Below are 24945 nucleotides of genomic sequence, written 5' to 3' on the forward strand. Positions count from 1 at the left end.
GAAGATCAGCGTATCCATACCAGTGACTTCAATGTTATCCAGGAAGTTATCCACAGGCCGGGCAGCTCAAGCCCGGCATCTCCCATGACGGGGTCAAACCATTTTCGAGACAGCAATGAGGCTGACATGACCACTTCCGCAACGCTCTTCGAACAGGCCTGCCGCCACATTCCCGGCGGTGTCAATTCTCCCGTGCGTGCCTTCAAGGGGCTTCACCGGCCCCCGGTGTTCATCGAGCGAGCCCAGGGGGCCTACCTGTTCGACGTGGAAGGCAAGCGTTACGTCGACTATGTCGGTTCCTGGGGACCGATGATCACCGGTCACGCCGATCCGGACGTGCTCGGTGCCGTGCGCGATCGACTCGACAATGGGCTCTCCTTCGGCACGCCGACCGCCATCGAAACCACAATGGCCGATCTGATCTGCGAGATGATTCCCTCGATCGATATGGTGCGTATGGTCAACTCGGGTACCGAGGCCACCATGTCCGCGATTCGCCTGGCGCGGGGCTTCACCGGACGCGACAAGATCGTCAAGTTCGAGGGCAACTATCACGGCCACTCCGACTCGCTGCTGGTCAAGGCCGGTTCCGGTGCACTGACCCATGGCGAGCCCAGCTCACCTGGCGTCCCGGCCTCCCTGGCCGAGCACACCATCACGCTGGCCTACAACGATATCGATGCGGTGGAGGCCTGCTTCGAGGAGATCGGCAACGAGATCGCCTGCATCATCGTCGAGCCGGTCGCCGGCAACATGAACTGCATTCCGCCGCTGCCCGGCTTCCACGAGACCCTGCGCCGGGTTTGCACCGAGTACGGTAGTGTGCTGATCTTTGATGAAGTGATGACCGGTTTTCGCGTCGCTTTGGGCGGCGCCCAGGCCCACTTCGGCATCGAGCCCGATCTGACCTGCCTGGGCAAGATCGTCGGCGGTGGCATGCCGGTGGGCGCCTTCGGCGGCAAGCGCGAGATCATGGAAATGATCTCTCCGCTGGGGCCGGTCTATCAGGCGGGGACGCTCGCGGGTAACCCGCTGGCCATGGCGGCAGGCATCGCCTTGCTGACCAAGCTGCGCGAGCCCGGTTTCCACGATGCCCTGGCTCAGCGCGTGGAGACGCTATGTCACGGCTTGCAGGAGCGTGCCGATGCCGCTGGCGTCGACATGATCACCCAGCGAGTCGGCGGCATGTTCGGATTGTTCTTCACCGGGCAGTCCCGGGTCGACAACTTCGCCCAGGCCACGGCCTGCGATGCCGATGCCTTCCGCCGTTTTTTTGCGGCGATGCTGGACGAAGGTGTCTATCTGGCGCCATCGGCCTATGAGGCGGGCTTCATGTCCAGTGCCCATACGCCGGAAGACATTCAATTGACGCTGGATGCCGCCGAGAAGGCTTTCGCCCAGGTGCACCAGTCTTGACGAGGCGCCACTGCCACGAGGAATGAACATGGATGCCACCTCAGCGAATTGCCAGACGTCTCCTTCCACTGCTCTCGGCCTGGATGAATTGATCGATTCGCTGGTGGCATCCCATCGTACGATTGTCGATGACCTTCCCTATGTGGGTTCGTCTTGCTGCCTGGCAGCTACCCGTTCACTGGTTGAGGAGGAGGTGAAGGAGCTCGATGCCCGTCTGGCGGGCGAGGAGGATCGGCGACGCCTGTACGGCTTGAAAGTGTGGTTGGAGCAGGAACTGGTACGACTCGAGCCGTGGTTCCACGAGCGTGGCGAACCCCGCCCAAGCTGGATCGTCGGTCGTCAGGTCATGTCGCTGTACGATCGGCAGCGTCTGATCATGTCCAACGCCCTCGATCTGGAAGCATCGGATCCGCTGGCCAAGCGCTGCCTGGACTCGGGCTTCGATCTGGTCTCGCTACTGGTGGGGCTTTATATCCGCGATGAGACCCGGCTGGCGCACTACGCATTCGATCGCTATTTGCGGCTCTCGGGGGACTACTCGCTCACTCGCCTCATCTCGGTGTTTGCGGTTTGTCGCTCGATCGCGGGGGCCCGCCGAGCGCTGCAGCGCTGGGAATCAGGTCGCGGCACGGCGTTTCACCTGGCCGAGATCATGACGGAGTGTCGGCGTTACCTCGAACTGGCCGAGTGGGTTTCCAACTTCCGCTTTCCTCCGCTGATCATCGGTGTCGGTGTCTCGGGCAGCGGCAAGAGCCGCTTCATGGCTGAAATCGTCGAGCGGCTGGGTGCCGTGAGGCTGTGCTCGGATGCCGAGCGGCGGCGCCTCTTCGGTATTTCTCCACAGGCGGTCGATGCAACACCGGTTGTGGATATCTTCAGTCCGGAGACTACCGAGCGTACCTACCAGCGCCTGGCCAGCCTGGCCGGACTTCTGCTGAATGGTGGCATCCCTACCTGCATCGATGCGACCTGCCTGACGCGCGCCCAACGCCAATTGCTGCAACAGCAAGGCGAGGCACGCGGTTTGCCAGTACTTTTCGTCAGTTTCGAAGCTGATGACGAAACCCTCAGGGCACGCATTGCCAAGCGTGCCAGGCGTCAGGGGGGGGACCCGGCAACGAGCCTCGAGGTACTCAACCGGCAATTGGCCTTGTTCGAGGATTTCAGCGACGAAGAGCGTCAGCACCTGCTGCATCTCGATACCACCGCCGAGCATGTCGGTGATACCTTGGCGATGCTGGTAGAGAAACGGATAAGGCTGAGTTATAGCTGAGGCTGCAATGAGACAGTTGCTCATCACCTTGTTGATTACCTGTATCGGAACGGGCGACCTCGTAGCGGGCGACCGTTCCACGTCGCGGGGAGTCGTGACACCTATGGAGGATAGCGCCTCAAATGTCATTGACATCGTGTTTGATGGTGAGCCGGGTACACGTTTCGTGGCGACGCTGAAAATCCATCGAGAGGATGGGGTAGAGAAGCATGAGCTGGCGGAAACCGTTCCTAGCGAGCATCGGTATCGAGGCGAGGCGCTGGAAGCCAGCGTGCGACAGCTGACGGAGGGAAGCCTGACGGTAGAGGTTCGCAAAGGCGGAAACGTCAGTCGTTCGAGTTCGCGTGGCGAAAATAGCCAGCTAAGCTTGCAAGTCAGGTAAGACGCGCCTCTTTACCCCTCTCTTTAATCCAAAAGAAAGGGCCTGCCAAGGTGGCAGGCCCTTTTTCTGCAGGCTCAGTTCTGGTGAACGTAAGCCGTGTTGCCCCCGCCCACTTGTGTGGTAACGGCGGAGTTGTTGACGCCCATCTGTACATGCGTGGCACTGTTGCTGGCCAAGCTAGCCAGCCCACCGAAGAAGCCCGGCAACGCCGACTGACTGATGGACGAATCATGGCCCAGACCCGTCTGAGAGGAATAGGCCACATCGTTAAAGCCGCTCTGCATCACGTCGGATGTATTGTAACGGCCGTTTTGGGTGATGACGGCATCGTTGTTAAAGCTGCTTTGTTCCACCGTCGCCGTATTATATTTCCCATTCTGTTCGATGTCGGAATCGTTTTTCAACCCGCTCTGGCGCACCATTGCCTTGTTCAGTGTGCCGTCCTGATCAATGGAAGAGTCGTTGAAGCTTCCGCTTTGGTCAACATCGGCGTAATTGTAGTCGCCGGATTGAGTAATGTCGGAGGAAAGCTTGGTACCCTCCTGGTTCACCATCGCGAAATTCTTGTCTTCCCACTGAACGACGTCAGAGTCGTTGAAGCTGCCGCTCTGGTTGACCTCGGCAAAGTTTCTCCAGCCATTTTGGTACGAGGTGGCATTGTTCTTAACCCCTTCCTGGTCAACCTGTAGGGCGTTCCGGCTACCGTACTGCTGACTTTCAGAAGAGTTGTACGCTCCGGATTGAGCCAGACTAGCGCTGTTTTTTGTCCCGTGCTGCAGTGCGTTGGCGTGATTTCCCACACCCTCCTGATCGATGGCTGATTCGTTATAACCCTGCCACCCTTGCTGGAGTACGGTTGCGTCATTATAGGCGCCCGTTTGTGTGACATCAGAAACGTTGTTTCCCGCGCCCTGGGTTAGTTGTGTTACACTTGTATTATTGTTGATGCCTTCTTGGTCGATATACGACTCATTCTGGTTGGCCAGAGCCGTACCTGAGAAAGCGATAGCCGCTGCCATGATGGTCATCTTGAACTTCATCTTTATTCCCTCTCGTTGAAATCCCTGGGTGAGCCTCTGCTGCCAGGGTGGAGTTCGACAGCGATAGCTTGGCTATCGCTCTCGTTTGCCACTTCCGGTTTAAGCGCATTGTTTTTTACTTTTTACTGGTCATGCTTCCTGCAGCTTCTCCACGAACCTGGAACGGCAGCGTTAATATCGATAGACGTGAACGGCTGCCTGTCCTTGGGAGAATTGTGTAATGGTGATGGGGCTGGTACGCTGGGCTCCCAACTGGTGAATCTCGGCGCTGCCGTATGCGCCATGCTGATTGATGGTGGCCTCCTTGCCGTATCCGACCTGCACGATTTCAGCGCCGTGTCCGTGGCCCTTCTGCAGGATCGAAGCTTCCAGTTCAGCGCCCGACTGCACTATCCGAGCCTTATGAGCTGCCCCCATTTGCCTTGCACTGGCTGCATTAGCCGAGCCCAACTGCATGATCTGGGCATTGTTGCCATTACCGCTCTGAATAATGACGGAATCGTTACCGTAGCCAGCCTGGTATACAGTGGCATGTTGGCGATGTAAGTCTCCCGCCGGCTCAGGACCGAGCTCCGAACTCGGCATGAGATCGGCCGCCATGGTGGCGTTTGCCAGCAGAGCCATTCCTATCGCAAATATAACAAGCCCGTATTTTCTCATGGCGACGTACTCTGTTTCTTTTACGTTCTGTAACAGTGTCGTCTTGTGTGAAAGGACCTTCCATAATTCGTATGTCTTAATTTCAGTATTATTTTTTTAGCACCCTTAGGGTCGCTGCAAGAATGACTCTACTCGTTGCCAATTCAAAAATTACTGATCTCCAAGACGTAAAAAAGGCGCCAATGTTTTGGCGCCTTGTAATAGAAGGGTTTCATAGCATCGGTGGAGAGGATTCCCGGTAAGCCATGAGTATCTCATGATCACGATCTGCAGCATTGGCCAGATTCCAAAGTCCTCGGTCGACTCCTTGTGTAACGAGATGAATGACGGCGGATTCGATTGCCGACATTACGGCCATCTGGACCGGTTCATTGTGTGTATACCCTGCCTCGGCTTCCAGCAGACGGCGGAAGCTGACGAAACGATAGACACCAGCACGAACCTCGTATGAGTAGACCGTCTTGCTGGTGGTAACGTTAGCCAGAACTTCACCGGTGGCGATATCCACGGCGCGGAGGTTGACGGTAACCTGATCGACCTGATACTGACCGGACGATCCGATGCCGAAGTACTCTGCGCCCACGCCGCCCGTCTTCATGTTGGAGTCGTAGGCAATGATGCCCCCTTCCATCAGGATGCGGGCCGCGTTCAGCGAGCCCAGTTCGTGTTCGCGTCCGTTTCTCTCCAGGTTGGCCCGTATGATGCGGCGCTCGGTGAGCAGGTTCTGCAGCCCGACACGCTCCAGGGGTACGAACCAGCCCGAATCCGCCAGAGCGGAACTCAGCATGGCGGCGCCGCCTTGTGTCACTGCCGTCGAAAAGGTACTGGCGGGCTGAGGGCGGTACTGGCCAGTCTGATCCCTGAAATCGTAGACGGCCGTGAGTATCGGGGCTGCCGGGCGTGGCAGGCTGGTCAAGTCGTAATACGTACCGGCACGAGGAGCCAGGGTAGCCGGCGCTCCCTCCAGTCCTTCGGGTGAGGTGACCATACCGACGCATCCGCCAAGGAAGATCAGTCCTGACATGAAACCGATTCTTAGTGCTTTCATGTTCTGGCCCCTTAAAATGGCGTTCCGAAATCTATCCGCGTCACTTCGTTCGTCCTCTTGTCGGTGATGACCATCTGGAATGCACCGCCCCCCACGTTGACGAACCTGACGTTGAGCGAAGAGTTGTCGATGACGCTCTCGCTTCCTCCGGGGTTGTTGGGATCGAGCGCATCGTCGATGGCACGGTTGATGAGATCGGCACGCAGATCCTGGAGGAAAAAATCGACTTCTGAGAAGCCACCGAAATCCGGAGCGTTGGGATCCTTGTGCGTATCCTGCGCCTGGGCCTTGTTGAGCAGATGGTTGCCCAGCATGGGATCCCCTCCGAATGAAGGATTGATGGGGCGATAGATGAGTTCCCCCGCCTGGGCTCCCGCGGAGCAGGAGAAGAGCAGTCCGACAAGAGAGAACTTCAGTAGTAGTGAGCGTGCATGTTTCATGGTGTTCTCCTTCTAGTACATCCTTTCCACTAGATTTCTTCGTCGGCCAGATCCGGGTCGCTCTCCAGCGCTTGCATAATGCTGCGTTGCACCAGGAGCTGTTCCACCTGCTCGACGGCCACCTCGGCATATCGATCGATATCGCTAAGTCGGGGGGGAAGCGCGGCCTGGAAGAGGATGCGATTGTTCTCCGCGACCCAGACTTGGCTTCCCCAGCGGGCATCGGGGCGCTCGTGCACGGATAGTGTCGTGCTGGTCAGAATGTGGCTTTCCGAACTCAACTGGCTGAAACGCCTATAGAAAGTCTTTCCCATCATGGTAATGGTGCGGTCGACTATCACGCCCGACAGGCCTGGCTCGTCCAAGCGAAACTGACGAGACAGCTCTTCCGTTGCCTTTCCCTCTTCCAGCGCCTCCTCCCCTTCGATCGGGCTCTGAGGAACCGACGGCTCCCTTGGCACCGCAGGCAGTCCGGCTCCCGGCGTTTCCTCCTCGGCCAAGGCAAGGGAGCCAAACGCCAGCAACAAGATGGCCATTGACGATTTCGCGTGAAAGAAGGCCATTGACCTGTTCGCTCTCGAATCAGTGACTGGATGAGGCTCTATCGCACCGTCGTAGCGCCTGCGGGGGAGGGGGGCCCAAGTTCTGGCGGGCCCAGTTCACGGCCTGCATGCGGTTGTTGACCTTGATCTTGCGGAAAATGTTATAAAGATGCGATTTCACCGTATGCTCACTCACAAAGAGAAGCTCGGCGATCTCGGTATTGGAGGCGCCGGAGCCGAGCAGGCCAATGATTTCCAGCTCGCGCTGCGTGATGCCGCAGGCGGGGCGGTAGCAGTTGATCTGCTGGCGGCGGTAAAAGTCGATCAATCGCGTCATCAGCGAGCGCGACAGCCAGTAATCGCCTGCCAGCAGTCGATGGATCCCCTTGCAGATCATTTCGAGGTTATCATTGCGGTAAAAGACGCCTTTCAGCGGCATGAGGCTTAGCAACCGCGCGGCATGTTCTTCATCCTTCATATTGAAAGCCGTCAACACCCATTCTGGCTGATGTTGATATTGTGCCTGCCATGCCTGCATGACCGCTTCTTCGAGATGGTCGATATCCAGAAGCACAATGGTACGAGAACCGCCCTCTTCTTTCATGAGATCGACTGCGCCTTCAGGCACCTCTGGTGGTACTATGTACAAGTCGCGTTGTAGCTTCTCGTGTATGTAACTGACGAAAAGCTGAGTTTGTGGGTTGTTTTCGGTAGCTAGCAGGATGATCCCTCTTCCAAGTTCCATGCTCTTTAATCCCCTGATCGATATTCCTTTTTCTTGATGTGACCATGCCCGGATCTACGAAAAGGACTGTAAACATCTTGGTTCAAGCGGAGCAATCTTGTAAAGTTATGTTATAGAATGTATTGTTTGGTTAAGCAGTACTAGATTTCCCATGCCCAGTGCATGAAGTGCTTTAGCATCATATACTTACGCGCTTTAATGATATTCTTGTCTTCAATAATTCTCACATCGTTTCAAGTTCCACTGAATTTAATTCATTCACTCCTCGTTCGTTACGTTTGATAACGTTTTGTCCTGGAGTCGGCCCATGCGGTCACGGACGCTTCCACGGCCGGCTATAGGCGCGTGAGGAAGGGCCATCTCCGATATGGTTGGTGTCGGTCGTTGAAGACTGTATTCAGTTCGCGAAGGTTGCCGGCCTGTCGTGGTCTTAAGGAGCGTCATGGCTTGTGCGGTGAAGCCGCCAGGCCCGGCCCGGCCCGGCCTGGCCAGGCCGGGCAGGTCACCTTTCAATTCTCCGCTGCGGAACCGCCGGGAAGTGAACCGAACAGGGGAATTGCTGGCTTGCCATGGGCCGGTACAGCACCCATTCGAAGCCGTTGTCCAGAAGAGTGCCGCCAGTATCTTGAGGGAACGATCAAAGACCCGAACCAGCAGCGGCATTCGGGGGTCTCCTGGCAGGTATCCCGATGGGCGCGCTCCCGCGTGACCCCCTCTCCCTTACTGGTCTCAGTGCCTCGCTTCTCGCTTGCAGCTAGGAGGCACACTGAACAGGTTCCGTCTGGCCCAGTTCATCGCTTGCAGGCGGTTATGCACCTTGATTTTCCTAAAGATATTGTAGAGATGAGATTTCACGGTATGTTCGCTGACGAACAGCTTCTCGGCGATTTCCGAGTTGGTGGCTCCCGTACCGAGAAGCCCGATGATTTCCAGTTCGCGCTGTGTCAATCCACAGGCCGGGCGGTAGGAGTTCATCTGCTGGCGGCGCAGTAACTGGATCATGCGTGACATCAAGGTACGCGACATCCAGAGGCTGCCGCTGTGAAGCGCCTCGATTCCCTTGCAGATCAGCTCGACGCTGTCATTGCGATAAAAAATTCCCTGTAGATTGAGAGACGAGAGCAGCTCCACGGCGTGCCCCTCATCACGCACGTTGAAGGCAGCAAGACTGATGTTCTCCTTGCCATCCGCTGCGGCCTGCCAGCGCTGCATGGTCGCTTCGCTCAGATGATCCAGGTCGAGAATCACCAGGATGTCCTTTCCCTCACCCAGGGATGGCATGGTCTCGGTGTCGACAGCAATGACCTCATGCTCCACTTGGAGCTGAAGATGCTCGATGAACAGCTTAGATTGGGGATTGATGGCGGTGACCAGGAAAATCCGGAAGTCCATGCTTGTCATATTCCCTTCCCCCTTATTGATTCGCAATTCAACATGTAAAGAAATGTAATTTCCTGCATTTTTGGAGTCTCGGTCAAAAATAGCAAGGAGGTTAATACCTTTTTTTCATAAGAATACTTTGCTTATTACCTTTCTTTATTTAAACTCATACCTACGCCGTCCGTGGGGGTAACTGTGCAGACTAAAGTGCAGAGCTTCACTTTTTCATCCTAATTTTTTATTCCTTGAAAAACATGCCGTTAGGTTATTAGTGTGCAGAATCAACATGGCAACGTAACAAAAAGTTTGTACCTTGGTCAGTACTCGGAGTATTAGACCGTCGACTGCGCAGGGAGGCATCTATTTCATACCTATTGGCTGCGAGTAGGCCTTTTCTGCGTTTCCCTGTCGTTACACATCCTACCGTCTATTACTCAGCGTACCTTTGTTAAAAAACTTACATTTCTGGCCTGGGCCTTGCTTAGTACGAGTCAGTCACAAAAGGGAGGCGCTGTTAAGAAACAGTACATGTCCATCCGTGAACTAGCTGGCAGCAGTACACAGGATCAACCGCGTCAGCCCCCGCAAGCTAGGAAAACAAGGTGAGTGCTATGCCCGGCACAAGCCTGCTACGCATCAGATGCGTCAGCCGGACGAAGGCACCGACCTGCTTGGCGCTGAGTGGCATGGCTGTTGCTCCTCGAGTATGGTCCAGACACTTGCCTCGAATGCATTGTCCGTACCCAAGTCTTCAGCACGACCGACAGGGCGGCCTCCACGATCGGCGCTGGTGCGCTCAGCGGCATTAGCGGAGCCCATGAATATGGCCCTGGGCATGCTGGATGTTCACTGGCCATTGAGCATCTCAATCAGGCGCCTTCCGGTGGCAACGAGCAGGCTCCATCGATGTTAAAGCAAACATTGTTACCATTTTTTACTCTTGGGGAGGAGTTCAGACGGAACGGATAGGTAAATGTTTCGTCTTGTTCTTGCTGAATGACTTGTCGGGGCAATGTAAGATGGTACGTCTCTCGGAGCCCTAGCCGGCGGCGCCACCTGCATCAGGTTGTAAAGATAGGTTACGACATGGCGTGGACAAGTCTGGCGTGCTTGGCTGCAGCCTCGATTCGCGACGTGAATTGCGCATCTCAAATTCGTACCTGAGCTGTGTTGGCGGTTCAGCCCGTTGCCTACCTCGTGTAAAATGCTGACGATGGCAAGCATGCATTAGGAGCCGTTGTGATCCCCATTGATGAGTTGGTGCTCGCCAGTGCCAACACCGGCAAGATCCGGGAGTTCGGCCAGCTTTTCGCCGCCTTGGGTCTACGGGTCAGGCCCCAGTCCGAATTCGGTGTGGCAGACGTCGAGGAAACCGGGCTCACCTTCGTCGAGAATGCCTTGCTCAAGGCTCGTGCGGCCAGTCGCATCAGCGGTTTGCCGGCACTGGCCGACGACTCCGGTCTCGAGGTCGATGCGCTTTCGGGTCAGCCGGGCATCTACTCGGCCCGCTATGCGGGCGAGCCCAAGAGCGACGTGCGTAACAATGCCAAACTGCTGGAAGCCTTGAGCGGGGTATCCGGCATAGCTCGTAGCGCGCGCTACTGGTGTGCGCTGGTCTACTTGCGCAATGCCGACGACCCGGTGCCGCTGATCGTCCAGCGTTGCTGGGAGGGAGAAATCCTCGAGCAGCCTCGTGGAGAGGGCGGCTTCGGCTATGATCCGCTGTTCTGGCTTCCCTCGCTGGGCAAGAGTGTCGCCGAGCTGGGGGCGGAAGAAAAGAATAGGCTCAGTCATCGTGGGCGTGCCCTCGATGGCATGTTGGCGGCTCTGAGCGAGATGACCCAACGCTGATGGCCGACTTGCCTCGATCTGTATCGACGCTTCCTCCCCTGGCGCTCTATGTGCACGTGCCCTGGTGTGTACGCAAATGCCCTTACTGCGATTTCAACTCCCATGGTGTAGGCAGGGGGGCTGCGCTGCCCGAAGAGGAGTACCTGGCCGCGCTACTCGACGACCTCGATGCCGACTTGTCGCTGGCAGCCGGTCGACCGCTCGCCAGTATCTTCATCGGCGGCGGGACACCGAGCCTGATGTCGTCCGATTTTTATATGCGCTTCTTTGACGAACTGGCGCGGCGCCTGCCGCTCGACGAGAAAGTCGAAATCACCTTGGAGGCCAATCCCGGTACCTTGGAGCGTGGACGCTTCCGTGGCTACCGCGAGGCTGGGGTCAACCGGCTGTCGCTCGGCGTACAGAGCTTTCAGGCGGCGCAGCTTGCGGCCCTGGGGCGTATTCATAGCGGTGACGATGCCTTGGCCGCGGTTGAGGAGGCGCGAGCCGCAGGCTTCGATAACCTCAATCTCGACCTGATGCACGGGCTGCCGGACCAGACACCCGAGCTGGCGCTGGCTGATCTTGAGCAAGCTCTGGCACTGGAGCCCGAGCACCTCTCGTGGTACCAGCTCACTCTCGAGCCAAATACCGAGTTCCACACGCGGCCGCCCGTGCTGCCCGAGGAGGAAACCCTGTGGGACATTCAGGATCTGGGCCATGAGCGGATCGAGGCGGCAGGTCTTGCACGCTATGAGATTTCCGCCTATGCCCAACCTGGGCGGCGCTCACGGCATAATCTCAACTACTGGCGTTTTGGTGATTACCTGGGTATTGGCGCCGGCAGTCACGGCAAGCTGAGTGCTTTCGACGACTCGGGCCGGTTGTGCATCGAACGTCGCTGGAAGGCACGCCAGCCCGACGCCTACCTGCGTCGACGCCTCGATCCGCGTGGCTTCGTTGCCGGCAGCAACTGGGTCGGTGACGACGAGCTGCCGCTGGAGTTCGCCATGAATGCCCTGCGCCTCGTTGACGGCGTGTCCATGGCTGATTGGCCGGCCCACACCGGACGCTCGCTCCCAATGCTGAGCGAGCGCCTGGAAGCGGCGCGCAATAAAGGACTTCTTGTGGAAGACGCACAAAGGCTCCAGGCTTCACCTCGAGGTCTATTATTCTTGAACGAGTTACTGGCGCTCGTGAGCGACGCCGGTACAGAATGATCGCGTTATCCTCTGACTGGAGATTGCCAATGCTCAAAGCTACCCGATTCGTTGCTCCTCTTGCGGCTGCCTTGCTGCTCGTCGGCTGTGCCACTACCGATCCCTATTCGGGGCAGACCCAGCGCAACAAGACCCTATCCGGGGCCGGGATCGGCGCAGCAGTGGGTGCCGCCGCCGGCGCCCTGTCGGGCGATGGCAGCACCAGCCGGCGCGACCGGGCGGCGATCGGTGCCGTCGTGGGGGCCGCGGCGGGTGCCGGCATCGGCGCCTACATGGATCGTCAGGAGCAGCAGTTGCGCGAGAGCATGCAGGGTACCGGCGTCGACGTGGAGCGTCGCGGCGACGACATCGTGCTCAACATGCCCAGCAGTGTGACCTTTGGCTTCGATTCCAGTGAACTTACCGTTCAGGCGCGCAACGCGCTCAATGATGTAGCCAACGTACTGACCCAGTACACCGATACGCGGGTCAACATCGCTGGCCATACCGACAGCACTGGCAGCGTCAGCTACAACCAGCGCCTCTCCGAGCGCCGTGCCGAAGCGGTAGGCGGCTATCTGGCCCAGGCCGGGGTAGCTAGCAACCGTCTCAACATGATTGGCCATGGGCCGAGCCAACCGGTCGCCAGCAACGACACCGAGGAGGGTCGGGCCCAGAACCGTCGCGTCGAGATCACGCTGTCGCCGATCGAGTCGCAGTTCCAGCAACAGTAAGCGCCTCTCGCAACGCGTTGCCTTGCAGGCCCGCCAACAGCATAGTGGCGGGCCTGCTCGCTTATCTCCGTTCCGCATGAGGCTATCGTTCATGCTCTCCTATCAGCATGCCTATCACGCGGGCAATTTCGCCGACGTACACAAGCATCTCGCCCTGAATGCCGTCGTTGACCACTTGCTGCGCAAGCCCTCGCCGATCACCTTCGTCGACACTCATTCCGGGCGCGGAGTCTACCCGCTGGACGCGCCCGAGACCCAGCGTCTCGGCGAGTATCGCCATGGCGTGCTGCCGCTGTGGCAGGCGCGGGAACGCCTGGCCGACGAACCGCTGCTGTCGGCCTGGCTCGAAGACATCGACGCTCTTCAACAGGGCGGATCGCGGCTCGAGCGCTATCCCGGCTCGCCCTGGTGGCTGGCTCGGCGACTGCGCGGCAGCGATCGGTTGCGCCTCTTCGAGCTGCATCCGGGCGAGCACGACCACCTGTCGCAGCAGGCCCTGCCGGCGAATGCCCTGCGGATTCACGGTGATGGCCTGGCGGGACTGATCCAGGCGCTGCCGGTGCCGACCCCCCGACTCTGCGTACTGATCGATCCCAGCTACGAGCGCAAGGAGGAGTACTCCGAGGTTGCCGAGTGCGTGCTGGCCGCCATGCGCAAGGCGCGCCATGGCGTGGTGTTGGTGTGGTATCCCCTGCTGCCGGCCGGACGCCACCACGTGCTGCTGGAGCGGCTGCGTGAGGGCGGGCTACGCAAGGTCTGGCGCAGCGAACTGACGCTGCACGCACCGGGCGAGGAGCGCGGCATGTACGGCAGCGGCATGCTGGTCGCCAATCCTCCCTGGGGGATCGACGAGCGCCTGGCCGCGGCGATGGCGCGAGCGACGCCGCTGCTCGGCGAGGCGTGCCGATACAGTGCCGATTGGTGGGTAGGGGAATAGCAGCTACTTGCCGATACAGAAGCTGCCGAAGATCTCTCCCAACAGATCGTCGGCGCTGAACTCCCCGGTAATCTCACCCAGCGCCTGCTGGGCGTCGCGCAGGTCCTCCGCCAGCAATTCGCCTGCGCCGTAGCCTGACAGCTGGGCTTCTCCGTTTGAGAGTGCCTGCTGCGCGCGGTCGAGAGCGTCCAGATGACGGCGGCGAGCCGAAAAGCGGCCCTCCGTGGTCGCTGAATAACCCATCACGGTCTTCAGATGCTCCTTCAGATGCGTCACGCCCGCCCCGGTCAGGGCGGAAAGGCGAACGATCGGTGTAGCGGCGGTCATGTCGAGCCCCGGCGTCTCATGGCTGGCGTCGATCTTGTTGCGTACCAGCGTCAGCCGCCCGGGGTCGGGCAACCGAGCGACGAACTCCGGCCAGATGGCCATGGGATCGATGGCCTCGGTGGTGTCGGCATCCACCAGCAGTAGAACGCGATCGGCCTTCTCGATTTCGGCCCAGGCCCGGGCCACGCCAATCCGCTCGACGGCATCCGGCGTGTCGCGCAGACCTGCGGTATCGATCACGTGCAGTGGCATGCCGTCCAGATGGATATGCTCGCGCAGTACGTCGCGGGTGGTGCCGGCGATATCGGTGACGATGGCGGTCTCTTGCTCGGTGAGAGCATTGAGGAGGCTCGATTTGCCGGCGTTGGGGCGTCCGGCGATCACCACGCTCATGCCTTCTCGCATCAACGCGCCCTGGCCGGCGGCGGCGCGCACCTCGGCCAGCTCGATCTTTACGCCGGCGAGCATCTCGGCAACCTTGCCGTCAGCGAGAAAATCGATCTCCTCTTCGGGAAAGTCGATGGCCGCTTCCACGTACATGCGCAGCTCGATCAGGCGGGCAACGAGTGCTTCGACGCGGCGAGAGAACTCACCCTGCAGCGAGCGCACGGCGTTCTCGGCCGCCGTTCTCGAGCTGGCCTCGATCAGGTCGGCGATGGCCTCGGCCTGGGCCAGGTCGAGCTTGTCGTTGAGGAAGGCGCGCTCGGAGAACTCGCCGGGGCGGGCCAGCCGGGCGCCGAGCTGGACGCAGCGCTCAAGCAGCATGTCCATGATCACCGGGCCGCCGTGCCCCTGCAGCTCCAGTACGTCTTCACCGGTGAAGGAGTGCGGCCCGGCAAAGTAGAGGGCGATGCCTTCGTCGATGACCGTGCCATCACCGCAAAAGGGGCCGTAGTGGGCGCGCCGAGGAGCGGGACAGTGTCCCACCATGGCCTCGGCGATCGTCGCGCACAGCGGCCCCGAGACGCGGATGATGCCGACCCCGCCGCGACCCGGCGGGGTTGCCAGGGCGGCGATGGTGTCCTGGTGATAGAGTGGATCCGACATTGGCTGGCCCCGTTGGTTGCGACGGCACTCGCGGCATTGTCCCGTCGAGGGCCCTGAAACGCCAGACCCCCGCAAGAGCGGGGGTCCGGTGATTCCGTAGTGCGATCAGCGCTTGCTCTTGACCGTCTTGCCCACGCTGGGATCGTTCTCGATCTTGCGCGTGATCACGTACTGCTGGGCGATCGAGATGACGTTGTTGACCACCCAGTAGATGACCAGGCCGGCCGGGAACCACAGGAAGAAGAAAGTGAAGACGATCGGCAGCATCTTCATGATCTTCGCCTGCATGGGATCCGGCGGGGTGGGGTTGAGCATCTGCTGTACGAACATCGAGGCGCCCATCAGGATCGGCAGGATGAAGAACGGATCCTTCATCGACAGATCCTGGATCCAGAACATGAAGGGCGCATGACGCAGCTCGACGGATTCCAGGAGCATCCAGTAGAGCGCAATGAAGACCGGCATCTGTACCAGGATCGGCAGACAGCCGCCCAGAGGATTGATTTTCTCCTTCTGGTAGAACTTCATCATTTCCTGGGACATTTTCTGCCGATCGTCGCCGTACTGCTCCTTGAGGCGCTGCATTTCCGGACCCAGCTTGCGCATGCGGGCCATCGACTTGTAGGCCTTGGCGGAAAGCGGCCACATGGCCAGCTTGACCAGAACGGTCAACAGGACGATAGACCAACCCCAGTTGCCGATGATGTCCTGGATATGATCGAGCAGCCAGAACAGCGGATTGGCAATGAACCACAGCCAGCCGAAGTCGACGGTCAGGCGCAGGTTGGGTGCCACTTCCTCGAGATAACTCTGCACCTTGGGTCCCATGTAGAGCGTGGCGCCCAGGCGTGCCTCGCTGTCGGGAGAGACCGTGGTGACAGGGCCGGCAAATGCAGCCACGTTGCGGTTGCGCGAATCGGTGGTGGCGTATTGCAGGTTCTGCTGATTCTGGGGCGGTGCCCAGGCCGAGACGAAATAGTGCTGGATGATGGCCACCCAGCCGCCCTGAACGTCGCGGTTGTTGAACTTGCCGGACTGGATATCGTCGAAATCGACCTTCTGGTAGCGATCCTCGGGCGATGAGTAGGCCGCACCCAGGTAGGATTTCATGCCCATCGAGACGCCACTGGAGGGGTCGGGACTGTTATCCCGCGCCAGTTGGCCGATGAAGCGTGCGGTGACCGGCTCTTCGGCGTTGTTGGTCAGGAAATAATTGACATCGACCGCATAGCTTCCGCGCTCGAAGGAGAAGCGCTTGATCACCTCGACACCGTTGATCTCGCCATGGAGATCGACGTCGAGGCGGCTCTCGTCGTCGGTCAGGCGATAGCTGGTGTTCTCCGGCGTGAAGCTGACGCGACCGCCCTGGCCGTCCACCTGCAGCCCCGAACGCGCCACGTAGCTGCGCGTCTCGTTATCCGAGAGGAGCACGTAGGGACGCTCGGAGCCCAGCGTCAACCGATGCTGGGGCAGGGCGGCATAGACGATGTCCCCCCCCTGGGGATCGATGCGAACATCGAGCACATCGGTCACGACGGCAACCAGGTCGCGAGAACCGCTCGGCTGCTCCGTCTCGCCCGGCATTTCGCTGGCCATCTCCTGCTCAGCACGGGGCGCAGCGGGAACCGTCAGGCCATCGTCGTCGGGTGCCTGCTCTTCACCGGGGGGCGATGCGGTGATGGCCGGAGCGTCAGGCTCAGGAGCAACCTGGCCGTAGTCCTGATTCCACTGCACGACAAGCAGGTAGGCGAGCACGGCCAGTGGAATCAGCAATAGGAGTCGTTTTACGTCCATGAGGGTTCTGCCCGGTGGGTAGTGAACATGCCGCTGGAACGAGATCCGCTGTCATGTAGATGAAGACGATAGCCTGCTAGGCAGGCTATCGAGGCGGAGAAAGGCTCCGCATCCGGTCAGGAGGTCATCGTTTTTCGGGCGTCACGCTCCAGGCGGCGCCACATGCCGAATAACTGGCGATGCAGCGTAGCCTTGTCCAGCTCGTTCGCGCCGCGTCGAGCCAGCAAGACGATATCGACGGCGGGTAGCGAGCACTGCTGCAGGCGTATGGATTCACGAGCGAACCGCTTGAGACGGTTGCGATCCACGGCCTTGCGGACGTTCTTCTTGCTGATGACCAGGCCAAGGCGGGGGTGGTCCAGTCCATTGGGGCACGCCAGGGCCATCAGCCCCTTGCCATGTACCTTGAATGAAGCGTGATCGAAAACGTATCGATAATCCCCGGCAGTCAACAGACGCAACTGTTTGGGGAAACCATGACCGGACACGCGCAATCCGCTGTCAGGCGCTCAGACGCTTGCGGCCCTTGGCGCGGCGACGAGCCAGAACGGCGCGACCATTCTTGGTAGCCATGCGAGCACGGAAACCGTGGACACGCTTGCGCTTCAGAACGCTGGGTTGAAAGGTACGTTTCATAACACTTGATTCCCACGTGGATTATTGACGGAACGTCTTACAGGAATGCCCTGATTCCCGACAGGAACCAGGGACAGATTCGGTTCAAGACCGGAAATTGTAGAGACTTCGGCTGCCCGACGCAATTGTTCCGCATGCTGCAGCGAGTCGAGCCGTCGCCGCTGGTGGGCTGAACCGCAGTCTCGACCCCTTGGAGCCACGCTTCCCAACTGTGATTAACCTTGGGGACTCTCCCTGTTGATAAGTTTTTTATTTGATTAATAAACAATATAGTAGGTGGCACCATGCTTTGTGGAAAAGCGTTTGGTAAGTCCTGCTCATGAGGGGTCAATGGCGTAGCGAAGCCAAGGCACTCGCCAGGCTGTCGAGAGTCCAACCTCGAGCCGCTTTTCCACAGGCCTGTCGGGTGTCGAGCTGCATGTGGATAACCCGCCAGCCGAAGGATACAATGGCCGGTCATGCATCAACGGGTATGGTGAGGTCGAGTGTCTCTTGCTCTCTGGCAACAGTGTCTGGATTACCTGCAGGATGAGCTGAACGCACAGCAGTTCAATACCTGGATTCGCCCGCTTCAAGCCGAAGAGGGGGGAGCCAACGAGCTGCGCCTGCTGGCGCCCAACCGCTTCGTTCGCGATTGGGTTGGCGACAAGTATGCCAAGCGCATCAACGAACTGCTCCGGGACCTGGCGCCTGCCAAACCGCCACGGGTGGTACTGACAGTCGGTAGCCGCAGAGCGGCGGCGGTCAAGCCGCAGCCGCGAGACCTGGGTGCGCCGGTATCGGCCAACCCTCACTCTCCGTTGGCGCCGGCCGTGCAGGTGCCACCGCGAGGAGATATCGGCGACGAACGTGAAATCGACCAGCTACGCGAAGAAGGGGCCGGCTCGGGGCGCCGCTCCAGCGGTGATCGCGAAGTGCAGGTCGAAGGCAGCCTGAAGCACAACAGCGGCCTCAATCCCAGCTTCACCTTCGAAACCTTCGTCGAGGGCAAGTCCAACCAGCTGGCACGGGCCGCCTCGCGGCAGGTTTCCGAGAACCCCGGAGGCGCCTACAATCCTCTGTTCCTGTATGGCGGTGTCGGGTTGGGCAAGACCCACCTGATGCACGCCGTAGGCAACGCCTTGGCGTCGCGTCGCGAGAACGCGCGGGTCGTCTACCTCCACTCCGAGCGCTTCGTGGCCGACATGGTCAAGGCACTTCAGCTCAACGCCATCAACGACTTCAAGCGTTTCTACCGCAGCGTAGACGCGCTATTGATCGACGACATCCAGTTCTTTGCCGGCAAGGAGCGTTCCCAGGAGGAGTTCTTTCATACCTTCAATGCGCTACTCGAAGGTGGCCAGCAGATGATCCTCACCTCCGATCGCTATCCCAAGGAGATCAGCGGCGTCGAGGAGCGACTCAAGTCGCGCTTCGGCTGGGGATTGACGGTGGCCATCGAGCCGCCGGAGCTGGAAACCCGTGTGGCTATCCTGATGAAGAAGGCCGACCAGGCCAAGGTCGACCTGCCCCACGATGCTGCCTTCTTCATCGCCCAGAAGATCCGCTCCAACGTGCGCGAACTGGAGGGGGCTCTCAAGAAGGTCATCGCCGACTCCCACTTCATGGGCAAGCCGATCACCCAGGATTTCATTCGCGAGTCGTTGAAGGACCTGCTGGCACTGCAGGACAAGCAGGTGGGCGTGGACAATATTCAGCGCACCGTTGCCGAGTACTACAAGATCAAGCTGGCCGACCTGCTCTCCAAGCGGCGTTCGCGCTCGGTGGCGCGGCCGCGTCAGGTAGCCATGGCGTTGGCCAAGGAGCTGACCAACCACAGCCTGCCTGAAATCGGCGATGCCTTCGGCGGGCGTGACCACACCACGGTACTGCATGCCTGTCGCAAGGTGCAGGCTCTGCAGGAGGAGAGCGCGGATATCCGCGAGGATTACAAGAACTTGCTGCGACTGCTGACCAGCTGACGCATGCTCGCCGGGACGCCTGACCCAACGCCCGACACCCATCTACAGGACGAGACGTGGAGCCGACATGAGATTTTCCATTACCCGCGAAGCGCTGCTACGGCCGCTGGCACTGGTGGCTGGCGTGGTGGAGCGTCGCCAGACCCTGCCGGTGCTGTCCAACGTGCTGATCCAGGTCGATCAGGACGAGGTAGCCCTTACCGGCACCGATCTCGAGGTCGAACTGATCGGACGCACGGTGGCATCGCAGGTCGATGCACCGGGTGCCGTTACCGTGCCGGCCCGCAAGCTGATGGACATCTGCAAGTCGCTGCCCGACCAGGCCGAATTGCAGTTCAGCCTGGAGGAGGGGCGCGCCGTGCTGCGTAGCGGGCGTTCCCGCTTTACCCTTTCGACCCTGCCGGTTGCCGAATTCCCGAATATTGAAGATAGCGCTGGGGATGTCGAACTCAGCCTGCCACGCGGGACGCTCAAGCATCTCATCGATGCCACTTCCTTCGCCATGGCCCAGCAGGACGTGCGCTACTACCTGAACGGTATGCTGCTCGAGCTGCGTTCCAACCTGGTGCGTACCGTGGCGACCGACGGTCACCGGCTGGCCGTATGTTCGCGCCCGGCAGAGATCCAGGTGGAGCCCGCGCGTAAGCTGATCGTACCGCGCAAAGGTGTGCTCGAGCTGGTACGCCTGCTTGATGACGGCGACGAGCCGGTGACGCTGACCCTGAGTGCCAGTCACGTACGGGCGCATACCGGCGATTTCACGTTTACCTCCAAGCTGGTCGATGGCAAGTTCCCCGACTATGAGCGGGTAGTGCCGCGTGGAGGCGACAAGGTCTTCATTGCCGAACGTGCCGAGCTGCGTCAGGTGCTCTCACGCACATCCATCCTCTCGAATGAGAAGTATCGTGGTGTGCGCCTGCATCTTCAGGAGGGCAACCTGCAGGTAATGGCGAACAACCCCGAGCAGGAGGAGGCTGAGGAGAACGTAGCCGTAGAGTACGGTGGCGACTCTCTCGAGATCGGCTTTAATGTTGGCTATCTCATTGATGTTCTTAGTGTTATTGGCGAAGACAGAGTGCAGATGACTCTCGCCGATTCGAACAGCAGCGCCTTGTTGGAAGAGCCCGGCGGGGGCGATGCCCTGTATGTCGTCATGCCGATGCGCCTTTGAGACGGCCGCTCTGCTCGTACTCCATCACACCTGGCCGTGCCGCGACAGTGACGCGGCCGGGTGTCACCTGGCTGCGCGCTACCCAGTATGTTGATTGACCGTCTCGCTTTTACCGGCCTGCGGAACCTGGGGATGCTCGATTTCACGCCGAGCTCCGGCATCAACTTGATCGTGGGACGTAACGGCAGTGGCAAAACCAGCCTGCTCGAAGGGCTTCATATCCTTGGTATGGGGCGCTCCTTCCGCACACGGCAGCTAAAACACGCCATCGCCCATGACGCCGAGGAGATGACGCTGTTTGCTCGTCTGGCCGGCGAGCCCCCCCTGCCGATTGGGGTTCGTCGCGCACGCGCATTGGCGGAGCTGGAAATGCGAATGGGGGGAGAGCGGGTTTCGCGTTTGGCGCAGTTGATCGAAGCACTTCCCTTGCAGTTGGTCAACCCCGATGCCTTTCGTCTCCTCGAAGGCCCTCCGGCCGGCCGGAGGGAGTTTCTCGATTGGGGTGTGTTTCACGTGAAACACGGCTTCTACGATGCCTGGCGCCGCGCCAAGCGCGCGCTGAAGCATCGGAATGCGCTCCTTAGACATGGTAGAATGGATGCCAATAGCCTGGCTGCCTGGGAGCAGGAGCTGGCACTGTGGGGCGAGCGGGTCGATAACCTGAGACGTGAGTGGATGGCCAGCTTCGTTCCCGTATTCGAAGAGACGCTAGCTCGCTTGATCGAGCTGCCCGAGTTGAGACTGCGCTACTCTCGCGGCTGGGACAAGCAGCGCTCCTTGCAGGAGGTGCTCGAGCAGGGGCGGTCGGCAGACCAGCAAATGGGATTTACCCAGAATGGGCCCCAGCGCGCCGACTTGCGCATTCGGTTGGGGCGTCGCCCTGCTGTTGAGGTGCTGTCGCGAGGCCAACAGAAGCTGGTAGTAAGTGCGTTAAAGCTGGCCCAGGGTCGGCTGTTAGAGCTAACGACAGGGCGCAGCTGTCTTTACTTGGTAGACGATTTACCCGCAGAGCTGGATGCCGAGCATCGTCGCGTTTTTTGCCGGCTGCTGGAATCCATGCGCTGCCAGGCTTTTATCACTAGTGTCGAACACGATGCCCTAGTGGGACCATGGCAATCCCACACGCCACTGGCGATGTTTCACGTGAAACAAGCCTCTTCTGGAGCAGGGCAGCTAGTGCCACAGGCACAGATAGACTTCACGACGGAGTAGTCAATGAGCGAGCAAGCTTACGACTCATCGAGCATCAAAGTCCTCAAAGGGCTGGATGCCGTGCGCAAGCGTCCCGGCATGTACATCGGCGACACCGATGACGGGACAGGTCTTCACCACATGGTGTTCGAGCTGGTGGACAACTCCATCGATGAAGCCCTGGCCGGATACTGCAGCGAAGTCCGGGTGGTCATCCATCCGGACGAGTCGATCACCGTTAGCGACAACGGCCGCGGTGTACCCACCGATATCCACGAGGAGGAGGGAGTCTCTGCCGCGGAAGTCATCATGACGGTGCTCCACGCTGGTGGAAAATTCGACGACAACTCCTACAAGGTGTCGGGCGGCTTGCACGGCGTTGGTGTATCGGTCGTCAATGCCCTTTCCGAAGAGCTCAAGCTGACGATCTGGCGGGCTGGGCAAGTCCATGAACAGATCTATCGCCATGGCGTGCCCCAGGCACCGCTTGGTGTGGTGGGCAAAACCGAAAAGACCGGCACCCGGGTCCATTTCAAGCCGTCATCAAGCACCTTCGCCAATATCGAGTTTCACTACGACATCTTGGCCAAGCGTTTGCGTGAACTCTCGTTCCTCAACTCCGGCGTGGCGATTCGCCTGATGGACGAACGCAGCGGGAAGGAAGAGCTGTTCCACTATGAGGGCGGCCTCAGAGCATTCGTCGATCACCTCAACACCAACAAAACCGTGCTCAACCCCGTATTCCATTTCGAGGCCGAACGAGAGGACGGCGTTGTGGTTGAGGTGGCCATGCAGTGGAGTGACTCGTTCACCGAGAACATCTACTGCTATACCAATAACATTCCACAACGGGACGGCGGGACTCACCTGGCCGGTTTTCGTGCCGCTTTGACCCGCACGATGAACGGTTACATCGAAGCCGAGGGGCTGCTTAAGAAAACCAAAGTGGCCACATCGGGTGACGATGCCCGCGAAGGCCTGACAGCCATCATCTCGGTGAAGGTCCCGGATCCCAAGTTCTCCTCGCAGACCAAGGACAAATTGGTCTCTTCCGAGGTCAAGACTGCGGTCGAGCAGGAGATGGGGCGGCTTTTCTCTGAGTATCTGATCGAGAAGCCCAACGAAGCGAAGGCGATCGTCAACAAGATGCTCGACGCCGCACGCGCTCGCGAGGCGGCGCGCAAGGCGCGTGACATGACGCGGCGCAAGGGGGCCCTGGATATCGCCGGCCTCCCGGGCAAGCTCGCCGACTGCCAAGAGAAGGATCCCAGCCTCTCCGAGCTGTTCCTGGTCGAGGGTGACTCGGCCGGTGGTAGCGCCAAGCAGGGCAGGGACCGCCGCACCCAGGCGATTCTGCCGCTCAAAGGCAAGATTCTGAACGTCGAGAAGGCGCGCTTCGACAAGATGCTCTCTTCTGCTGAGGTGGGCACTCTCATTACTGCACTCGGCTGTGGTATCGGTCGCGAGGAGTTCAATCCTGACAAGCTGCGCTACCACTCGATCATTATCATGACCGATGCTGACGTCGACGGTTCGCATATTCGTACGCTGCTGCTGACTTTCTTCTTCCGTCAGATGTCGCAGCTGATCGAGCGTGGACACGTCTTCATTGCCCAGCCGCCACTGTACAAGATCAAGCGTGGCAAGCAGGAAACGTATCTCAAGGATGAGCAGGCACTGATCGATTACCTGACCACGACGGCCATGGACGGTGCCAGGCTTTACGTCAATCCGGATGCACCGCCGGTCACCGGGGCGCAGCTTGAGTCACTGGTTGGGCAATACCGCGACGTGATGAAGCGTATCGACCGTCTGTCGAGAGTGTATCCCAACGAGGTGCTGCGCAAGGTAGTGCATGCTGCGCATCTCGAAGGCGAAGCGAGCCTCAAGGATCGCGTTACCATGCAGAACTGGATCGCCTACCTGCAAGAGGAGATGGACGCGTTGGTAGCCTATGAGGGTGGCCCACGCTATACCTTCCGCCTCGAGGAAGACGCCGAGCGCGAACTCTTCCTGCCGGCAGTAACGTTGACAGCGCATGGAGTCAGTTCCGATTACGTCTGGGGTATCGACTTCTTCACCAGCGCTGACTATCGCGCCATGGCCGCGCTGGGAGAGACATTGGAAGGCCTGCTCGAAGATGGTGCTTACATCGCCCGTGGCGAGCGCAAGAAGACGGTAAGTACCTTCTACCAGGCGCTCGAGTGGCTGATGGCCGAAGCCCAGCGAGGTCTTTCGGTGCAACGCTACAAGGGGTTGGGAGAGATGAACCCGGACCAGCTGTGGGAGACGACCATGGATCCCGAGACACGGCGTCTGCTGCGAGTGTCGATCGAGGATGCCGTCGCTGCCGACATGATGTTCAATACCTTGATGGGCGATGAGGTTGAGCCGCGCCGAGCCTTTATCGAGAGCAATGCACTGGTGGCGAATCTGGACGTTTAAGGCGTGATCGAGCATAGCGTTTCACGTGAAACGCCATGCTGGGTAAGTTAAATCAATGTTCTACAAGGCAAAGCCGACCTATAGCGGGTCGGCTTTTTCTCTTCAAGCCTTGCTCTAAGGGTTTAGTAGCCAATCGACGAAAGCCGAAAGGTCATCGAAAATGAATGCCTTATCGAGGCCTACTCCTTTTGCCTCGGTCCTGCGTCCCTTTCCGGTGCGCACGAGAGCAACATGGCAGCCCATTGGCTCGCCTGCCTGCAAGTCGCGCAGGCTGTCGCCCACCATCCAGCTTCCCTCCAGGCTCGGCAGGTCTAGCGCGTCGCGAACTTCCGCTAGAAGTCCGGGTAATGGTTTGCGGCATGAGCAGCCATCATTGGGTCCGTGCGGGCAGTATGCGATATGTGCGATTGATCCGCCTGCCTCGTTGACCTGCCTTTCGAGCTCGGCGTGCATTAATGCCAGCGTGGCCTCGTCATAGTAGCCACGCGCGATGCCGGATTGGTTGGTGGCAATGGCAACGGCCCAGCCCGCTCGGGAGAGGCGTGCAATGGCTTCGATGGCGGTAGGGTAGGGGATCCATTCGTCAAGCGACCGGATATAGTCGTCTGAGTCCAGATTGATGACGCCATCCCTGTCGAGAATAACGAGTCGGGTTGCTTCGGCCATGACACACCATGAGCAGATTCGGAGATAAGAGAAGTGTTTCACGTGAAACAAGCGCTGCCAAGACGGGCCATCAGGGTGTGC

General features: G+C 59.4%; 23 protein-coding genes. 11 read left to right on the forward strand and 12 right to left on the reverse strand.

Annotated elements, in window-relative coordinates; genetic code table 11:
- Window positions 1-126: 126 nt before the first annotated feature.
- Genes hemL through HBJ55_RS08360 form a run of 3 tightly spaced genes read left to right on the forward strand, consistent with a single transcriptional unit; the run spans window position 127 to window position 3071 of the window.
- The gene (hemL, locus tag HBJ55_RS08350; protein ID WP_167113034.1) at window positions 127-1416 is read left to right on the forward strand and encodes a glutamate-1-semialdehyde 2,1-aminomutase; all 1290 of its coding nucleotides are present in this window, start codon (window positions 127-129) and stop codon (window positions 1414-1416) included.
- A gap of 28 nt (window positions 1417-1444) precedes the next feature.
- On the forward strand, window positions 1445-2689 hold the full coding sequence (locus HBJ55_RS08355) for a P-loop nucleotide/nucleoside kinase family protein (RefSeq protein WP_167112967.1): 1245 nt from the start codon (window positions 1445-1447) through the stop codon (window positions 2687-2689).
- 7 nt (window positions 2690-2696) lie between these two features.
- Entirely contained in the window at window positions 2697-3071 is a 375-nt protein-coding gene (locus HBJ55_RS08360) for a hypothetical protein (protein ID WP_167112968.1), read from the forward strand.
- 74 nt (window positions 3072-3145) lie between these two features.
- On the opposite strand, the gene HBJ55_RS08365 is transcribed toward HBJ55_RS08360, so the two are convergent.
- The 7 genes from HBJ55_RS08365 to HBJ55_RS08395 all read right to left on the reverse strand — a co-directional run bounded on the left by HBJ55_RS08365 (window position 3146) and on the right by HBJ55_RS08395 (window position 8947).
- Window positions 3146-4111 carry a hypothetical protein gene (locus HBJ55_RS08365; RefSeq protein ID WP_167112969.1) on the reverse strand — a complete coding sequence of 322 codons (966 nt, stop codon included), beginning with the start codon at window positions 4109-4111 and terminating at the stop codon, window positions 3146-3148.
- Between the two features lie 171 nt (window positions 4112-4282).
- Window positions 4283-4735 (reverse strand): hypothetical protein, encoded by a 453-nt coding sequence (locus HBJ55_RS08370; RefSeq protein ID WP_167112970.1) that lies wholly within the window; start codon window positions 4733-4735, stop codon window positions 4283-4285.
- 247 nt (window positions 4736-4982) lie between these two features.
- Window positions 4983-5819: a CsgG/HfaB family protein gene (locus tag HBJ55_RS08375; protein ID WP_167112971.1), complete on the reverse strand. Its 837-nt coding sequence runs from the start codon at window positions 5817-5819 to the stop codon at window positions 4983-4985.
- Between the two features lie 11 nt (window positions 5820-5830).
- Window positions 5831-6259: a curli assembly protein CsgF gene (locus tag HBJ55_RS08380; RefSeq protein WP_167112972.1), complete on the reverse strand. Its 429-nt coding sequence runs from the start codon at window positions 6257-6259 to the stop codon at window positions 5831-5833.
- 29 nt (window positions 6260-6288) lie between these two features.
- Window positions 6289-6795, reverse strand: coding sequence for a CsgE family curli-type amyloid fiber assembly protein (locus HBJ55_RS08385; protein ID WP_206022366.1), 507 nt, complete (start codon window positions 6793-6795; stop codon window positions 6289-6291).
- Window positions 6796-6841: 46 nt separating this feature from the next.
- Window positions 6842-7546, reverse strand: a complete 705-nt coding sequence (locus HBJ55_RS08390; protein WP_167112975.1) for a LuxR C-terminal-related transcriptional regulator — start codon at window positions 7544-7546, stop codon at window positions 6842-6844.
- Window positions 7547-8275: 729 nt separating this feature from the next.
- Window positions 8276-8947, reverse strand: coding sequence for a response regulator transcription factor (locus HBJ55_RS08395; RefSeq protein WP_167112977.1), 672 nt, complete (start codon window positions 8945-8947; stop codon window positions 8276-8278).
- A 1218-nt stretch (window positions 8948-10165) separates the two neighbouring features.
- Here HBJ55_RS08395 and rdgB point away from each other — a divergent pair.
- The 4 genes from rdgB (at window position 10166) to HBJ55_RS08415 (ending at window position 13626) form a co-directional block, all read left to right on the forward strand.
- The gene (rdgB, locus tag HBJ55_RS08400; RefSeq protein ID WP_167112979.1) at window positions 10166-10777 is read left to right on the forward strand and encodes an RdgB/HAM1 family non-canonical purine NTP pyrophosphatase; all 612 of its coding nucleotides are present in this window, start codon (window positions 10166-10168) and stop codon (window positions 10775-10777) included.
- An 8-nt stretch (window positions 10778-10785) separates the two neighbouring features.
- On the forward strand, window positions 10786-11976 hold the full coding sequence (gene hemW, locus HBJ55_RS08405; protein WP_240936027.1) for a radical SAM family heme chaperone HemW: 1191 nt from the start codon (window positions 10786-10788) through the stop codon (window positions 11974-11976).
- A 29-nt stretch (window positions 11977-12005) separates the two neighbouring features.
- Window positions 12006-12689, forward strand: coding sequence for a YiaD family glycine zipper/OmpA-like lipoprotein (locus HBJ55_RS08410; protein WP_167112983.1), 684 nt, complete (start codon window positions 12006-12008; stop codon window positions 12687-12689).
- 91 nt (window positions 12690-12780) lie between these two features.
- Window positions 12781-13626, forward strand: a complete 846-nt coding sequence (locus tag HBJ55_RS08415; RefSeq protein ID WP_167112985.1) for a 23S rRNA (adenine(2030)-N(6))-methyltransferase RlmJ — start codon at window positions 12781-12783, stop codon at window positions 13624-13626.
- 3 nt (window positions 13627-13629) lie between these two features.
- Here the strand turns inward: HBJ55_RS08415 and mnmE are convergent, their stop codons facing one another.
- The 4 genes from mnmE to rpmH all read right to left on the reverse strand — a co-directional run bounded on the left by mnmE (window position 13630) and on the right by rpmH (window position 17430).
- Window positions 13630-15000: a tRNA uridine-5-carboxymethylaminomethyl(34) synthesis GTPase MnmE gene (gene mnmE / locus HBJ55_RS08420; protein WP_167112987.1), complete on the reverse strand. Its 1371-nt coding sequence runs from the start codon at window positions 14998-15000 to the stop codon at window positions 13630-13632.
- 105 nt (window positions 15001-15105) lie between these two features.
- Entirely contained in the window at window positions 15106-16794 is a 1689-nt protein-coding gene (yidC, locus tag HBJ55_RS08425) for a membrane protein insertase YidC (protein WP_167112989.1), read from the reverse strand.
- 116 nt (window positions 16795-16910) lie between these two features.
- Window positions 16911-17282, reverse strand: coding sequence for a ribonuclease P protein component (rnpA, locus tag HBJ55_RS08430; RefSeq protein WP_167112991.1), 372 nt, complete (start codon window positions 17280-17282; stop codon window positions 16911-16913).
- A 13-nt stretch (window positions 17283-17295) separates the two neighbouring features.
- Window positions 17296-17430: a 50S ribosomal protein L34 gene (gene rpmH / locus HBJ55_RS08435; protein WP_010626003.1), complete on the reverse strand. Its 135-nt coding sequence runs from the start codon at window positions 17428-17430 to the stop codon at window positions 17296-17298.
- Window positions 17431-17915: 485 nt separating this feature from the next.
- On the opposite strand from rpmH, the gene dnaA reads away from it, so the two are divergent.
- The 4 genes from dnaA (at window position 17916) to gyrB (ending at window position 24198) form a co-directional block, all read left to right on the forward strand.
- Window positions 17916-19391: a chromosomal replication initiator protein DnaA gene (gene dnaA, locus HBJ55_RS08440; RefSeq protein WP_167112993.1), complete on the forward strand. Its 1476-nt coding sequence runs from the start codon at window positions 17916-17918 to the stop codon at window positions 19389-19391.
- 67 nt (window positions 19392-19458) lie between these two features.
- Complete coding sequence (gene dnaN, locus HBJ55_RS08445; RefSeq protein ID WP_167112996.1) at window positions 19459-20562, forward strand: DNA polymerase III subunit beta; 1104 nt, start codon at window positions 19459-19461, stop codon at window positions 20560-20562.
- An 87-nt stretch (window positions 20563-20649) separates the two neighbouring features.
- A complete protein-coding gene (recF, locus tag HBJ55_RS08450) occupies window positions 20650-21774 on the forward strand; it encodes a DNA replication/repair protein RecF (RefSeq protein ID WP_167112998.1) in 1125 nt (374 codons plus the stop codon).
- Window positions 21775-21777: 3 nt separating this feature from the next.
- Entirely contained in the window at window positions 21778-24198 is a 2421-nt protein-coding gene (gyrB, locus tag HBJ55_RS08455; RefSeq protein ID WP_167112999.1) for a DNA topoisomerase (ATP-hydrolyzing) subunit B, read from the forward strand.
- 114 nt (window positions 24199-24312) lie between these two features.
- Here the strand turns inward: gyrB and gmhB are convergent, their stop codons facing one another.
- Window positions 24313-24864, reverse strand: a complete 552-nt coding sequence (gene gmhB / locus HBJ55_RS08460) for a D-glycero-beta-D-manno-heptose 1,7-bisphosphate 7-phosphatase (RefSeq protein ID WP_167113001.1) — start codon at window positions 24862-24864, stop codon at window positions 24313-24315.
- Between the last annotated feature and the right edge of the window lie 81 nt (window positions 24865-24945).

Source organism: Billgrantia bachuensis, from assembly GCF_011742165.1.
Taxonomy (GTDB): Bacteria; Pseudomonadota; Gammaproteobacteria; order Pseudomonadales; family Halomonadaceae; genus Halomonas; species Halomonas bachuensis.

Excerpts from the sequence above, each read along its gene's own strand:
- hemL (WP_167113034.1), top strand. The coding sequence starts at position 127 with ATGACCACTTCCGCAACGCTCTTCGAACAGGCCTGCCGCCACATTCCC.
- HBJ55_RS08355 (WP_167112967.1), top strand. The coding sequence starts at position 1,445 with ATGGATGCCACCTCAGCGAATTGCCAGACGTCTCCTTCCACTGCTCTC.
- HBJ55_RS08360 (WP_167112968.1), top strand. The coding sequence starts at position 2,697 with ATGAGACAGTTGCTCATCACCTTGTTGATTACCTGTATCGGAACGGGC.
- HBJ55_RS08365 (WP_167112969.1), bottom strand. The coding sequence starts at position 4,111 with ATGAAGTTCAAGATGACCATCATGGCAGCGGCTATCGCTTTCTCAGGT.
- HBJ55_RS08370 (WP_167112970.1), bottom strand. The coding sequence starts at position 4,735 with ATGGCTCTGCTGGCAAACGCCACCATGGCGGCCGATCTCATGCCGAGT.
- HBJ55_RS08375 (WP_167112971.1), bottom strand. The coding sequence starts at position 5,819 with ATGAAAGCACTAAGAATCGGTTTCATGTCAGGACTGATCTTCCTTGGC.
- HBJ55_RS08380 (WP_167112972.1), bottom strand. The coding sequence starts at position 6,259 with ATGAAACATGCACGCTCACTACTACTGAAGTTCTCTCTTGTCGGACTG.
- HBJ55_RS08385 (WP_206022366.1), bottom strand. The coding sequence starts at position 6,795 with ATGGCCATCTTGTTGCTGGCGTTTGGCTCCCTTGCCTTGGCCGAGGAG.
- HBJ55_RS08390 (WP_167112975.1), bottom strand. The coding sequence starts at position 7,546 with ATGGAACTTGGAAGAGGGATCATCCTGCTAGCTACCGAAAACAACCCA.
- HBJ55_RS08395 (WP_167112977.1), bottom strand. The coding sequence starts at position 8,947 with ATGACAAGCATGGACTTCCGGATTTTCCTGGTCACCGCCATCAATCCC.
- HBJ55_RS08410 (WP_167112983.1), top strand. The coding sequence starts at position 12,006 with ATGCTCAAAGCTACCCGATTCGTTGCTCCTCTTGCGGCTGCCTTGCTG.
- HBJ55_RS08415 (WP_167112985.1), top strand. The coding sequence starts at position 12,781 with ATGCTCTCCTATCAGCATGCCTATCACGCGGGCAATTTCGCCGACGTA.
- mnmE (WP_167112987.1), bottom strand. The coding sequence starts at position 15,000 with ATGTCGGATCCACTCTATCACCAGGACACCATCGCCGCCCTGGCAACC.
- yidC (WP_167112989.1), bottom strand. The coding sequence starts at position 16,794 with ATGGACGTAAAACGACTCCTATTGCTGATTCCACTGGCCGTGCTCGCC.
- rpmH (WP_010626003.1), bottom strand. The coding sequence starts at position 17,430 with ATGAAACGTACCTTTCAACCCAGCGTTCTGAAGCGCAAGCGTGTCCAC.
- dnaN (WP_167112996.1), top strand. The coding sequence starts at position 19,459 with ATGAGATTTTCCATTACCCGCGAAGCGCTGCTACGGCCGCTGGCACTG.
- recF (WP_167112998.1), top strand. The coding sequence starts at position 20,650 with ATGTTGATTGACCGTCTCGCTTTTACCGGCCTGCGGAACCTGGGGATG.
- gyrB (WP_167112999.1), top strand. The coding sequence starts at position 21,778 with ATGAGCGAGCAAGCTTACGACTCATCGAGCATCAAAGTCCTCAAAGGG.
- gmhB (WP_167113001.1), bottom strand. The coding sequence starts at position 24,864 with ATGGCCGAAGCAACCCGACTCGTTATTCTCGACAGGGATGGCGTCATC.